12 protein-coding genes are annotated in these 12943 nt (G+C 59.2%); 3 read left to right on the plus strand and 9 right to left on the minus strand.

The window, feature by feature from the left end; all coding sequences use genetic code 11:
* Window positions 1-42: 42 nt before the first annotated feature.
* The 5 genes from purH to hpf all read right to left on the minus strand — a co-directional run bounded on the left by purH (window position 43) and on the right by hpf (window position 3999).
* Window positions 43-1638, minus strand: coding sequence for a bifunctional phosphoribosylaminoimidazolecarboxamide formyltransferase/IMP cyclohydrolase (gene purH / locus CENROD_RS04155; protein WP_041194054.1), 1596 nt, complete (start codon window positions 1636-1638; stop codon window positions 43-45).
* Between the two features lie 91 nt (window positions 1639-1729).
* On the minus strand, window positions 1730-1966 hold the full coding sequence (locus CENROD_RS04160; protein ID WP_022771856.1) for a helix-turn-helix domain-containing protein: 237 nt from the start codon (window positions 1964-1966) through the stop codon (window positions 1730-1732).
* A gap of 78 nt (window positions 1967-2044) precedes the next feature.
* Entirely contained in the window at window positions 2045-3013 is a 969-nt protein-coding gene (gene hprK / locus CENROD_RS04165) for an HPr(Ser) kinase/phosphatase (RefSeq protein ID WP_022771857.1), read from the minus strand.
* A 63-nt stretch (window positions 3014-3076) separates the two neighbouring features.
* Complete coding sequence (locus tag CENROD_RS04170; protein WP_022771858.1) at window positions 3077-3535, minus strand: PTS sugar transporter subunit IIA; 459 nt, start codon at window positions 3533-3535, stop codon at window positions 3077-3079.
* Window positions 3536-3657: 122 nt separating this feature from the next.
* Entirely contained in the window at window positions 3658-3999 is a 342-nt protein-coding gene (gene hpf, locus CENROD_RS04175; RefSeq protein WP_022771859.1) for a ribosome hibernation-promoting factor, HPF/YfiA family, read from the minus strand.
* Window positions 4000-4366: 367 nt separating this feature from the next.
* On the opposite strand from hpf, the gene corA reads away from it, so the two are divergent.
* Window positions 4367-5353 carry a magnesium/cobalt transporter CorA gene (gene corA, locus CENROD_RS04180; RefSeq protein ID WP_022771861.1) on the plus strand — a complete coding sequence of 329 codons (987 nt, stop codon included), beginning with the start codon at window positions 4367-4369 and terminating at the stop codon, window positions 5351-5353.
* Window positions 5354-5391: 38 nt separating this feature from the next.
* On the opposite strand, the gene CENROD_RS13845 is transcribed toward corA, so the two are convergent.
* Both CENROD_RS13845 and CENROD_RS04190 read right to left on the minus strand, forming a co-directional pair.
* The gene (locus CENROD_RS13845; protein ID WP_041193260.1) at window positions 5392-5637 is read right to left on the minus strand and encodes a hypothetical protein; all 246 of its coding nucleotides are present in this window, start codon (window positions 5635-5637) and stop codon (window positions 5392-5394) included.
* Window positions 5638-7199 (minus strand): IS3 family transposase gene (locus CENROD_RS04190; protein WP_420795897.1). Its coding sequence is split into 2 segments (ribosomal slippage): window positions 5638-6746 and window positions 6746-7199, totalling 1563 coding nucleotides; the frame shifts between segments, so codons are not numbered across the junction. It abuts the gene before it with no gap.
* Between the two features lie 324 nt (window positions 7200-7523).
* Between CENROD_RS04190 and CENROD_RS04200 the strand changes: the two genes are divergently transcribed.
* A complete protein-coding gene (locus CENROD_RS04200; protein ID WP_202961174.1) occupies window positions 7524-8012 on the plus strand; it encodes an MgtC/SapB family protein in 489 nt (162 codons plus the stop codon).
* A 431-nt stretch (window positions 8013-8443) separates the two neighbouring features.
* Here the strand turns inward: CENROD_RS04200 and pntB are convergent, their stop codons facing one another.
* Together pntB and CENROD_RS04215 are read right to left on the minus strand one after the other, a co-directional pair.
* Window positions 8444-9856: a Re/Si-specific NAD(P)(+) transhydrogenase subunit beta gene (pntB, locus tag CENROD_RS04210; RefSeq protein ID WP_022771866.1), complete on the minus strand. Its 1413-nt coding sequence runs from the start codon at window positions 9854-9856 to the stop codon at window positions 8444-8446.
* Between the two features lie 16 nt (window positions 9857-9872).
* Complete coding sequence (locus tag CENROD_RS04215; RefSeq protein WP_022771867.1) at window positions 9873-11528, minus strand: Re/Si-specific NAD(P)(+) transhydrogenase subunit alpha; 1656 nt, start codon at window positions 11526-11528, stop codon at window positions 9873-9875.
* A 241-nt stretch (window positions 11529-11769) separates the two neighbouring features.
* On the opposite strand from CENROD_RS04215, the gene mnmA reads away from it, so the two are divergent.
* Window positions 11770-12897, plus strand: coding sequence for a tRNA 2-thiouridine(34) synthase MnmA (gene mnmA / locus CENROD_RS04220; protein ID WP_022771868.1), 1128 nt, complete (start codon window positions 11770-11772; stop codon window positions 12895-12897).
* Window positions 12898-12943: the final 46 nt, after the last annotated feature.

Below are 12943 nucleotides of genomic sequence, written 5' to 3' on the forward strand. Positions count from 1 at the left end.
CCTTCCTCCAGCGGAGAAGGGTTAGGGTGGGGCAAACGGCGCTCAATGCCGGAAGTGCCGCACCCCGGTGAACACCATGGCCACGTTGCGCTCATCGGCAGCGGTGATGACTTCCTGGTCACGCATCGAACCGCCAGGCTGGATGACGCAGGCCGCGCCAGCGTCGGCTAGCACATCAAGCCCGTCCCGGAAGGGGAAGAAGGCATCGCTGGCTACGACGGAACCTTGCAACGACAGTTGCGCAGCCTGCGCCTTGGTCGAAGCGATGCGTGCGGAATCAAGGCGGCTCATCTGCCCCGCGCCGATGCCCAGGGTCATGCCATCCTTGCAGTAGACGATCGCATTGCTCTTGACGAATTTGCACACTTTCCATGCAAAGAGCAGATCGCGCATTTGCTGGGGGGTAGCCTCGCGCTTCGTGACGGTGCGTAGGCTGGCAGGATCGAGTTGCGCATCGTCCGCAGACTGCATCAGCAACCCCGACCCGACACGCTTGCAGTCGATTGCCTGGGAAGATGCACATCCCTGGGGGGGCAGCGCAATTTGCAGGATGCGGACATTGGCTTTGTTCTTGAACACCTCCAAGGCTCCGGGCGTGTAGTCCGTGGCGAGGAGCACTTCGACGAATTGCTTCGAGATGAGGTGCGCAGCGCATTCGTCAACGACATCATTGAACGCGATGATCCCGCCGAAAGCAGACGTGGGGTCCGTGCGAAAAGCCTTGTCGTAGGCCTCCACAGCAGCGGTGCCGACGGCCACGCCGCAAGGGTTGGCGTGCTTAACGATGACGCAGGCAACGCCGTCTTGCACGGGGTCGAAACTCTTGACGCATTCCCACGCCGCATCGGCATCGGCGATGTTGTTGTAGCTCAGTTCCTTGCCCTGAAGCTGCCGGGCAGTCACGATCGTTCCGGGCGCGGGGTGCAGGTCGCGATAGAACGCCGCAATCTGATGAGGGTTTTCGCCATAGCGCAAATCCTGGAGCTTGACGAACTGCAAGCAGGTCTGCGCAGGGAAAGCCTGGCGTTGGACACGGCCGGTTTCGTCGATGTCGTCGAAAGACCGGATCGAAGACAGGTAGTCGCTGATCGCGCTGTCGTACTGGCCAATGCGCTGGAACGCAGCAACGGCCAGCGCAAAACGGCTCCGGGGCGAGAGCGATTTGTGGGCGCGCAGCTCTTCCAGCACCTGGGTGTATTGGGATGGGTCGGTGACGACGCCGACGTCCTTCCAGTTTTTGGCCGCGCTGCGCACCATCGCCGGGCCACCGATGTCGATGTTTTCGATGGCGTCTTCCAGCGGGCAGTCCGCACGGGCAACGGTGGCTTCAAAGGGATAGAGGTTGACGACGAGCAAGTCGATGGTTTCCAGCCCATGGGCTTGCAACGCGGTCATGTGCTCGGGCACATCCCGCCGCGCCAGCAAACCTGCATGAACCTTGGGGTGGAGCGTCTTGACCCTGCCGTCGAGCATCTCGGGGAAGCCGGTGAATTCGGCGATTTCCGTCACCGGTAGGCCATCGTCCCGGAGCAACTTGGCCGTTCCCCCCGTCGAAAGCAAGCGCATGCCCAGTGCATGCAGCCCTGCGGCAAATTCGCGGATACCGGTTTTGTCGGAGACGGAAATCAAAACGTTCATGGCGTTCATGGTCGATCAAGGATAGGAAAACAACAAAAAGTAGACAACGAAAAAATAGACAACTTGCACAGGAACGACTACAGCAACAAAACTACAGCAACAAATCTTGCTCCTGCATTTTTTTGCGCAGCGTGTTGCGGTGGATGCCCAGCCATTGGGAGGCAAGAGACTGGTTGTTGCCAGTGCGTTCCAGAACGAATTCCAGCAAGGGTTTTTCGACAGCAGCCATCAGCATGGCGTGCAAATTCGTCGGAGGAATGCCCTGCAAATCGTCGAGATATTTCTGGAGATTGGCGCGAACGGACTCGGCGATGGGAATGGTTTTCATGGGAGGGCAAAGCGCCTTGTGCGCATCGCGCAAGAGTGCAACGTAAATTCAACGTCAGTGCAACGTAATTCGGCCGTTTCAGGGCAAAGCGCTGTCGTTGCTCGCGGCCTCGCTGGCCAGCCGGTGCCGTTCAACAAAGCGCTTGTAGGTATCCACGCCCCGGAACTGCAAGATCGTGTTGCGCACTGCGGCTTCGACAAGCACGGCCAAGTTACGCCCTGCAACGACTTGGATGACGACCTTGCGAATCGGCACTTCGAGCACTTCCTGGGTACACGGTTCACTGGGGATGCGCTCGTAGTCGCGATCCAGCGACTCGCAGCGAACCAGGTGAACGATCAAGTGCAGGCGCATCTTGCGGCGCACCGCCGTTTCGCCAAAGATGCAGCAGATATCGAGCAGCCCGAGGCCACGCACTTCGAGCATGTTTTTGAGTAGCTCGGGGCAACGGCCTTCGATCGTGTCTTGGTTCACCCGGTAAAAGTCCACAGCATCGTCCGCAACAAGCCCGTTGCCGCGTGAGATGAGTTCGAGGCCGAGTTCACTCTTCCCCAGGCCGGATTCCCCGGTGATCAACACCCCCAGCCCCAGGATGTCCATGAAGACCCCATGCATCATGCAGCGATCCGCAAAATGCTTGGAGAGATGGGCGCGCAACACGTCGATGACCAGTGCAGACGAAGCCCGCGTCGCGAACATGGGGATCTGCGCCCGTTCGCACATCGAGGTCAGCGCTCCCGGGGCGAGTTGCCCATCGGCAAGGATCAGCGCCGGGGGTTCCAGCGTCACGATGCGGGAGATACGCTGGGCGCAGTCCTCGGTAGAGGTATTGCATAAGTAATCGATTTCCCGCTCACCCAGCACCTGGATTCGGTACGGATGGATGTAGTTAAGGTGCCCGACCAAGTCCGCGCCGGAACGGGCGGCCCGAACCGCCACGGCATCAAAGGTGCGATCAAAAGCCCCCAAACTGGCGACCCACTCCCACTGGAACTTGGAGCGGAACTCCTCGAACAGGGAGTCCGCGTTGATGACTTCGGGTTTCATCCAGGGGTGCCGGGAACAACGGTCAGGGGAACGATTCGATCGGGTGATCGGGTGACTGGGCGATCAGACCGGGCGCCAGCCAGCGATCGTCCGAAACAGCTCTTCGGCGGACGTGGACGCAAACATGCGATCACGCAGATGCTCATCGCCCAGCATTTCGGCAATTTCAGAAAGGATTTCGAGGTGCTTTTGGGTCGATTGTTCCGGCACCAGCAGGAACACCATCAGGTGGACAGGGGCATCGTCCGGCGCTTCAAAAGGGATGGGGTGTTCCACGTGGATGACGGCAGCCATGGGCGTTTTCAGCCCTTTGATGCGCCCATGCGGAATCGCCACCCCATGCCCCAGCCCGGTCGAAGCCAGGCGCTCGCGAGCAAACAAGCTGTCGGTAACCAGTGCCCTGCTCAACCCATGCAGGCTTTCGAACAGCAGTCCCACTTCCTCGAAAGCCCTTTTCTTGCTGGTGATATCCACCTGTACGAGCACCTGCTCGACACAAAGAATGGAAGCGAGTCTATTCATCGTGGCCTCATCCTGGGGTGCAGCCGTACTGCATTCCACCCCGCCGGGGAAAAAAAAGCCGCCCACCCCTGAGGGGCGGGCGGCGGGAGTGTATCGAAGCGAAAAACGCTCCAAGCAAGGCTTCAGCCAATGATTGAGGCGTCACGCTTCGGCGCCTCATGATGGTGCGACTGGATGCGATCCTTGTGGCGAACGACTTGCCGATCGAGCTTGTCGACAAGCTCGTCGACGGCTGCGTACAGATCGGAATGCGCACTTTCCACGTGCAGATCGATACCCTTGATGTGGATGTTGCACTCCGCTTTTTGCCTGCGCTCCTTTTCCTTGAGGTTTTCGAGGGTCAACAGCACTTTGACGTCGACGACTTGGTCGAAATGCCTTCGAATGCGGTCGAGCTTGGTGGTGACGTAACTGCGTAACGCAGGTGTGACCTCCAGATGGTGACCACTGATCGTCAAGTTCATACAAAGCCTCCTAGCTTCTGGTTGAAATGCCATCGAAACCATCGATGGCGGGAAAGCGCTCTACAGAACTGGATTCGTCGCTGCCCCCCCACAAGAGCACGCCAAGCGATGTACTCCATTATGCGAAGAAATGCATTCGCAGTAGCGACAAAGAACGTACCGAAAGTGACCCACTGCATCGTTTGCCCCAACTCTGGGCATGGTTCCCAGGCTACACCACCGATGCACCAGTGCATCCATGTGGTGCGCGATGCTACGATCTTTGCCCACTCTGCTTGCACTGTTCCCATACCTCCCCCATACCTACCACTCTTCCTTGTGTTGGTGCGGTTCTTGGAGTGATAGCGATGCGTGCCAGGGGTCATTGATGCTCAACACCTTCACTCTTGCCAACGGCCGCCTCTTTCAGGAAGAAATCGATTCCCTGGAGGAGCTGTCCCGATTGCGTCCGATCTGGGTGGATCTGGAGTCTCCCACTCCGGAGGAAAAGCAGTGGATCAAGCAGTATTTCGGGCTGTCGATCCCGGACGATGCGATGAACGAGGACATCGAAGAGTCCGCCAGGTTCCACAAGGAAGACAACGGGGACTTGCACATTCGCAGCGACTTTCTGGTCGCGGACATCCAAGACCCCCATACGGTGCGGGTGGCGTTCATCCTGAACCTTGCCGAAGAAGCCCTCCCCAGCCAAGGCGTGCTGTTTTCGATCCACGATGAAGACGTTCCCGTGTTCCGGCTGCTGCGCCTGCGCGCGCGCAGGGCGCCGGGTTTGATCGAGGATGCCAAGGGCGTCTTGCTCAAGCTCTACGATGCCGATGCCGAGTACTCCGCCGATACGCTGGAAGGGATCTACGACGAACTGGTGCGCGTCAGCCGCCTGGTGCTATCCGGGGACGTGACCGATGACCTGGCCAGCAGCGTACTGGCCGCCATCGCCCACCAAGAGGATATGAACGGGCGCATCCGCCGCAATGCGATGGACACGCGCCGTGCGGTGAGCTTCATGCTGCGCATCAAGATGTTGACGGCATCGCAAGTCGAAGAAGCACGGCAAATTTTGCGGGACATCGACTCGCTCGACTCCCACACAGCTTTCCTCTTCGACAAGATCAACTTTTTGATGGATGCCACCGTCGGCTTTATCAACATCAACCAGAACAAGATCATCAAGATCTTTTCCGTGGCCAGCGTGGCCTTGCTGCCACCAACGCTGATTGCCAGCCTGTACGGCATGAACTTCCGGTACATGCCGGAACTTGCCTGGCGCGGGGGCTACCCTGCTGCACTCGCACTGATGGCCGCGAGCGCCTTGCTGCCGATGTGGTACTTCCGCCGCCGTGGGTGGCTGAAGTAACGCGCTGCCACTTGGGGCAATCGGGTAGCCAAGAGTTTCTAGCTTCCAGCCCCCACACCACCCACCGTGCTGGTCCGCAGTGGGCAGTTCAACAAGTCGGCTCGCTCGACGACGATGTCTTTCGCTTGATAACCATGCATGGTGTTTCGTTTCTGGAAGCTACGGAGGTATTTGGTGATGACCACTCTTCGTGCATCCATGACCCAGACCATTCCTATGACGAAAATAGATATTTGCTCTTTGGTGTTTCGGTGTTTGTCAAGAAAGATGTCCGCTTTTTTCACTCAGGCACTCTCGCTTTTGAGGAGCGCCCGATGTTCTTTGGTTGGATTCAGCCACACCGTTCCAACAGGTGACCAATTCCGTACCGCTCGGCTCTTCCACCGTTGTGGTCTGGCTGCCTTGGCCTGTTCATACACCCTGCTGCGGGTTGCGAGCAGCTCCTGGTCCATCCGCCGGTGCCTTTGTTCTGGCGTTACGAACCTTATCCCGCTGTGCCGGTGTTCGTTGTTGTACCAGGTCACAAATCCCAGTACCCACTCACGCGCTTGATCCAGCGTCCCAAATGGCTTGGCTGGGTATTTCGGGCAGTACTTCATCGTCCGAAACAAGCTCTCCGAGTATGGGTTGTCATCACTCACCGATGGGCGGCTGAATGAGGGCACCACCCCCAACTTCTGCAACATTCCCAGCATCGTCACTCCTTTCATCGGGCTTCCGTTGTCCGAGTGCAGCACCAGTTGTTCCCGCGTGATCTCATGCACCATGCACGCCTTCTCGATCAGGATCGCAGCGTGCTGTGCCGTTTCCTCACAATGCACTTCCCAGCCCATGATCTTCCGGCTGTATACGTCCACAGCCATGTACAGCCGGTAGAACTCCCCTTTCACCAGTGTCGGCATGTACGTGATGTCCCACGTCCACACACGATTCGGGCTACTTGCCTCCCATGCCTGTGGCCGCTGCGTCTGCTTCGGTGCCCGCGCTCGACCTCGTCGGTTGCACTGCCCTGCTTCCCTCAACACCCGATAAAACGTCGATTCCGATGCAAGATACCTCCCACGATCCGCCAGTATCGGAACGATCTGCGACGGCGGCAAGCTCCCAAATTCCGCGCTGTTGCACACATCCAGTACCTCCTGCTTCTCCTCTGCCGTCAACGCTTGGGGATGAATGCGCTCTTGCGCCGCTTCCATGCGTCGGTCGCTAAGCACTCCCTCTTTGCGCAACTGTTCCCGCCATCGCCGAAGGGTACGGCACGTTATCTCCAGCACTGCGCAGGCTTTGCTCTCACGTGCTCCTTGCTGGCACGCTTCCTTGATCAGGTCTATGGCCATCTGTTTCAGCTCCGAGGTGATCAGTCTTCCTCTTTGCTGCCCCAGATGGCCTGGACTTTTTTTGACAGCACCAGCAGTGCAGCCGCCTCCGCCAATGCTTTGTCCTTGCGCTTCAGCTCCTTTTCCAGGTGCCTGACCTTCTTGCGCTCCGCTCCAATATCCCCTGCATTGACCGGGCCTCGAATACTGTCCGCCTCTTCAAACACCTGCTCCCATGCCTGGAGGTGTTCGGGGTGCAGCCCATTTTGTCGGCAGTACTCGGCCTTCTCCGCCTCGTTCATCGCCACCGTCTTCAGCACCGCAGCCGCCTTCGCTTTCCAGTCCCAGCCTTGCGGGTCTTCTGGCTTCGCGGGTACTACGTGACCTTGTGATCGGTATCGATTCCGCCATGCGTACAAGGTGGGCGCTGAAACGCCCGTCTCTTGGCTGATCTTCGCAATGCTTTGGCTGTTCGGTGGCATCATCTTGCGTGCTATCTGTTCCTGAAATTCCAGGCTGTATCTCGTCATATCGGTGTCCTTCTCCGCCCCCAGGCTACACAATTTATCGGACATCTACTGTGACATAGGGGGGTCTCGCACTTTTGCTCTCAGGCTTCCTCCAGACTACTTCTCGCGAAGCAGCCCTTGCCGTCGGCTAGTGGTTACTATTGCTCACGATGAGTCCAATTCGGTTCTCCCACAGGGGACTTCCACCCCATAAGTTCGCGCCCATGCTGGGCGCGCACCTTTCCATCAACCGGACCTGCCTTCGGCCGACCTGTTATGTCAGGCGTTGGGCGGGCTTATGAAGGAACCGGACGAAGCACAGAAAAACGAGAAGTGATGAGGACTATGAGCATGTGGCAAGAGATATGGAATACCCTGCTGTCGGAATTCTCCGATATCCCAGATGCAACGCAGATTACACGTATCACACTACGCCTTCTGGTTGCTGCGGCCCTTGGCGGTCTACTGGGGTACGAGCGGGAGAAGCAAGGCAAGAGTGCGGGGGTACGAACGCATATGCTGGTTGCCATCGGGGCGGCGCTCTTCGTCCTCATTCCCCAACAAGCCGGGGCATCAACCGCAGATTTAACTCGGGTGTTGCAGGGCCTGGTCGCCGGGGTGGGTTTCCTTGGAGCCGGAGCCATAATCTTGGGAACCAAACAAGTGGAAACTCGGGGGTTGACTACGGCGGCAGGCATATGGGTAACAGCAGCAATCGGCGTGGCTGCAGGAATGGGGCGGGAATCGACTGCCGTCCTGAGCACTCTTGTAGCCCTATTCGTCCTTTCCGTAGTTCCTTGGATCGTACGAGATAACAGAAAAAGTAAAGAGTGAAGCGGGGGCAAAGTGTTGTTAAGCCTAATCGGGTAGGCAACGGCTTCTAACCGTCGCCCCCCACACCACCCACCGTGCGGGTCCGCAGTGGGCGGTTCAACAAGTCGGCTCGCTCGACAAAGTCTTTCGCTTCATAACCATGTACCCCTGTGCTTTGCACCACAGGTCTTTCACACTCAGCAAACCCTGCTCCTGTAACCACACGTTGGATAGGGCCTGATTGATAACCGGGGTTCTGGACATCTGGTTACTATTGCTCACGATAAGCCCAGTCCAGTTCTCCCACAGGGCGACTTCTACCCCATAAGTTCGCGCCCATGCTGGGCGCATACAAAAAAACCCCCGAACCTTGCGGCGCGGGGGTTGGTCTGGTCAGCGTTGTCAGCGGGTAGTCTGCGTGGCTTTCCTGCAATACAAGCGCAAACCCAAGCTCAAACCTTCAAAGCAACCAACACTTCGTCAAGCATTTTCTTCGCATCGCCAAAGAGCATGCGGTTGTTGTCTTTGTAGAAGAGCGGGTTGTCCACCCCCGCGTAGCCGGAAGCCATGCTGCGCTTCATCACGATTGAGGTCTTGGCCTTCCAGACTTCGAGCACGGGCATCCCGGCAATCGGACTGGTGGGGTCGTCCTGTGCGCCGGGGTTGACGATGTCATTCGCCCCGATGACCATGGCGACGTCCGTGCTCGGAAAGTCGTCATTCAGTTCGTCCATTTCCAGCACGATGTCGTAGGGCACTTTGGCCTCCGCCAGCAGCACATTCATGTGCCCCGGCATCCGCCCTGCAACGGGGTGAATACCGAAGCGGACATTGACCCCGCGTTCGCGCAGCACTTTGGTGATTTCAAAAACCGTGTGCTGTGCCTGTGCCACAGCCATGCCGTAGCCGGGAACGATGATGACGTTTTTGGCGTCCTTGAGCAGTTCCGCCGTTTCCGTGCCGGAGATGGGCTGGACTTCCCCCGCAGGAGCCTGTGCTCCGGCAGCCGAGGCAGCCGTTGGCGTACCGGTACCGAAACCCCCAGCGATAACGCTGACGAAACCTCGGTTCATCGCCTTGCACATGATGTACGACAGGATCGCGCCACTGGAACCGACGAGCGCCCCGGTGACGATCAACAGGTCATTCGACAGCATGAACCCGGTGGCGGCAGCAGCCCATCCCGAATAGCTGTTGAGCATCGACACCACCACAGGCATGTCCGCCCCACCGATGGCCATGACCATGTGGACCCCGAACAGCAGGGCAATGGCGGTCATGATGTACAGGGGAATCAGCCCATCGGACACCGTGTGCGCATCCAAGAACTCCCCACCGTACCAGATGACGATCAACAACCCCAGCAGATTCAGCCAGTGCCGGGCCGGAAGCAACAACGGCGAGCCATTGATCTTGCCGTTGAGCTTGCCGACAGCGATGACCGACCCCGAGAACGTGACGGCGCCGATGAGGATGCCGACGTACACCTCAAGCTCATGGATCGCTTTTTCCGCCCCTTCCAACCCAAGGGATTGGTCGATGTAGCTCGCAAAGCCGACCAGCACGGCGGCCAGGCCGACAAGACTGTGCATTAGCGCGACCAGTTCGGGCATCTGCGTCATCTTGACCGTGCGCGCAGCGTAGAGGCCAATGGCCCCGCCGACGACCATGGCGCCGACGATCCAGGGAATGCCCGCAGCAGTCACGCGCGGGCCAAAGATGGTCGCCAGCACGGCAATCGTCATGCCGATCATTCCGTACAGGTTTCCACGGCGCGAAGTTTCGGGGTGGGACAACCCCCCCAGACTCAACACAAACAGGATGGTGGCTCCGATATAGGAGACCGTCGCTACATTGCCAGACATCGATGTACTCCTTGAATTACTTGCGGAACATGGCCAGCATGCGCTGGGTCACGGCAAATCCGCCGAACATGTTGACCGCCGTCAGCACGATGCCGACGAAAGCCAAACCGAATATCCATGGGGATGGTTCCGCAGCACTCGCCGCCAGCGGGGGAGCGATCTGCACGAGCGCACCGATGGCGATGATGCTGCTAATGGCGTTGGTCACGCTCATCAGCGGGGTGTGGAGCGCAGGGGTGACGTTCCAAACGACCATGTACCCGACGAAACAAGCCAATACGAACACCGTGAAGTGCGCGAGGAAGGCTGCCGGTGCGAAGGCGCCGACGAACCAGAAGACCAGCGCAAACACGGCGAACATGGCCGTGAGCGTGCCTGCGGCCATTGGCTCGCTGCTTGCCCCGTGCCCATGCCCCGCCGATTTTTTGGCGACGGGTGCAGCAGCAGGCTTGGGCGCTCCAGCCGGTGCGGCAGAGAGCTTGGGCGCCGGTGGGGGCCAGGTGACGTTGCCTTCCTTGACGACGGTGGTTCCACGGATGACTTCGTCGTCCATGTTGACGTTGATCACGCCATTCTTGGCCTTGCAAAGCTCTTCCGTCAGCCGAAGCAGGTTGGTGGCATAGAGCGTGCTGGACTGCGTGGGCAGGCGGCTGGGCAGGTCGCTGTAGCCGATGATGGTCACGCCGTGTTTGACGACAACGCGCCCGTGTTCGGTCAGTTCGCAGTTTCCCCCCTGCTCTGCAGCCATATCGACGATCACGCTGCCGGGCTTCATCGACTGCACCATCTCCGCCGTGATGAGCCGGGGAGCAGGCTTGCCGGGAATCAGCGCCGTGGTGATGATGATGTCGACTTCTTTGGCCTGTTTGGCAAAAACTTCGCGTTGGGCCTTTTGGAAGCCCTCGCTCATCACCTTGGCGTACCCGCCGACGCCGCTACCTTCTTCCTGGTATTCGACGGGAACGAATTCCCCGCCGAGGGAGCGAATCTGATCCGCCACCTCGGGCCGGGTGTCGTTGGCCCGCACGATGGCGCCCAACCCGACGGAAGCGCCGATAGCAGCCAGACCAGCCACCCCCGCGCCAATGACAAACACTTTCGCCGGAGGCACCTTGCCTGCGGCAGTGACTTGTCCGGTGAAAAACCGCCCAAACTGATGCGCGGCTTCGATGACGGCGCGGTAGCCGCCAATGTTGGCCATCGAGCTGAGGGCATCGAGCTTTTGCGCACGGGAAATGCGCGGCACGCTATCCATTGCCAGCACCGTGGCTTTTTTGGCCGCCAGCGCTTGCAGAAGTTCGGGGTTTTGGGCAGGCCAGAGGAAGCTGACGAGCGTGCGCCCCTCGGGCATCGCAGCGACTTCGTCCATCGACGGCGCACGTACTTTGAAGACGATGTCCGCGCGCTCCCACAGTTGCTTCGCATCTGGAACGACGCTGGCCCCGGCGGCCTGGTAGGCATCGTCACCGATGCTCGATGCCTCCCCCGCCCCGCTTTCCACAACCACGGAAAAGCCCAGTTTGATGAGCTTGGCGACGACATCGGGCACCGTGGCGACACGTTTTTCGCCAGGATAGGTCTCGCGCAACACGCCAATGCACTGCGGCGATGGGGAAGATCCTGGGGCTGGGGAAGAACCCACTGCGCCCTGGACGGCGGTTCCAGCTTGCATGAACTACTCCTTGAGTTCGATGAGGAAAAAGGGGGGGGCTTTTAGAAAAGCCTATGAGCTTACCGCATTTTGCGTTGCAAGATTGGGGCGAGGGTGCCACGTCGTTCGTGCATACCGCCGCTTCCACATAGGCACAATGCCCCTGCCATATTGGCTGCCTTCCCTGTCCCATTGCTGGAACAGAACAGGCCTTTTTTGGCCCCCGGCATCCTGCCTTGTCTTCTTTTCTACTCCCTTGTCCATGTCCAACGATTTGCTGCACCGTCCTGCCCGGGTCGTCGTCGGGCTGAGTGGCGGTGTCGATTCCGCCGTCGCTGCGTGGTTACTCAAAAAGCAGGGGCATGAGGTAATTGGCGTTTTCATGAAGAACTGGGAAGACGACGACACCGAATCCCACTGCGCTGCGGCGGTGGATTTCGTCGATGCCGCTGCCGTGGCGGATGTGCTCGACATCGACATCGCGCACGTCAATTTCTCCCGCGAGTACAGGGAACGGGTTTTTGCCGACTTCCTCGAACAGCACCGGCGGGGCCGCACCCCCAACCCGGATGTGCTGTGCAACGCGGAAATCAAATTCAAGGCATTCCTGGAACATGCGATGGCAATCGGCGCGGACGCCATCGCCACCGGGCACTACGCACGTGTTCGCCACAACACGGAAACAGGGTGGTACGAGCTACTTCGTGGGGTGGATCCGTCCAAAGACCAAAGCTATTTCCTCTACCGGCTCACGCAGCAGCAGTTGTCAAAGGCGGTATTCCCCGTCGGGGGCCTGCTCAAAACCGAGGTACGGCGCATTGCCCGGGAAATCGGCCTGCCCAATGCAGCCAAGAAAGACTCGACAGGAATTTGCTTTATCGGGGAACGGCATTTCCGCACGTTCCTGACCCGGTACCTCCCCTTGCAGCGTGGGCCGATCCGGGACGAGAACGGCGTCACCCTTGGGGAACACTGCGGGCTGCCTTTTTATACCTTGGGGCAACGCAAGGGCCTTGGCATCGGCGGCGTGCGTGGCGTGCCGGAAGGCGCTTCCTGGTACGTGGCGCGCAAGGACATCCCTGCCAACACGCTGTGGGTTGTGCAGGGCCATGAACATCCCTGGCTGCTGTCCGATACCTTACATGCCAGCGATGCTTCCTGGATTGCCCCCCCCACTCCAGGGGTGGCAACGATGGGTTCCGCCAAAACACGCTACCGCCAGCGCGACGTGGCCTGCACCCTGCGCGCAGCAGAAGACGGGCGCTTCACCTTGCATTTTGCGCAGCCGCAATGGGCTGTTACTCCCGGTCAGTCCGCCGTCGTGTACGACGGAGAAGTTTGCCTCGGCGGAGGAGTCATTGATGCAGCAGGGACAACACCCTCTTCCTAAAATTTGCGTCCCTTCCACAGCGTCCCTTGACTTTGGGTACCGTGGC

The organism is Candidatus Symbiobacter mobilis CR (assembly GCF_000477435.1).
GTDB lineage: Bacteria > Pseudomonadota > Gammaproteobacteria > Burkholderiales > Burkholderiaceae_C > Rhodoferax > Rhodoferax mobilis.

What these genes read in the sequence shown, in the direction of transcription:
- purH (WP_041194054.1), bottom strand. Translation starts at nt 1,638, where the DNA reads ATGAACGTTTTGATTTCCGTCTCCGACAAAACCGGTATCCGCGAATTT.
- CENROD_RS04160 (WP_022771856.1), bottom strand. Translation starts at nt 1,966, where the DNA reads ATGAAAACCATTCCCATCGCCGAGTCCGTTCGCGCCAATCTCCAGAAA.
- hprK (WP_022771857.1), bottom strand. Translation starts at nt 3,013, where the DNA reads ATGAAACCCGAAGTCATCAACGCGGACTCCCTGTTCGAGGAGTTCCGC.
- CENROD_RS04170 (WP_022771858.1), bottom strand. Translation starts at nt 3,535, where the DNA reads ATGAATAGACTCGCTTCCATTCTTTGTGTCGAGCAGGTGCTCGTACAG.
- hpf (WP_022771859.1), bottom strand. Translation starts at nt 3,999, where the DNA reads ATGAACTTGACGATCAGTGGTCACCATCTGGAGGTCACACCTGCGTTA.
- corA (WP_022771861.1), top strand. Translation starts at nt 4,367, where the DNA reads ATGCTCAACACCTTCACTCTTGCCAACGGCCGCCTCTTTCAGGAAGAA.
- CENROD_RS04200 (WP_202961174.1), top strand. Translation starts at nt 7,524, where the DNA reads ATGAGCATGTGGCAAGAGATATGGAATACCCTGCTGTCGGAATTCTCC.
- pntB (WP_022771866.1), bottom strand. Translation starts at nt 9,856, where the DNA reads ATGTCTGGCAATGTAGCGACGGTCTCCTATATCGGAGCCACCATCCTG.
- CENROD_RS04215 (WP_022771867.1), bottom strand. Translation starts at nt 11,528, where the DNA reads ATGCAAGCTGGAACCGCCGTCCAGGGCGCAGTGGGTTCTTCCCCAGCC.
- mnmA (WP_022771868.1), top strand. Translation starts at nt 11,770, where the DNA reads ATGTCCAACGATTTGCTGCACCGTCCTGCCCGGGTCGTCGTCGGGCTG.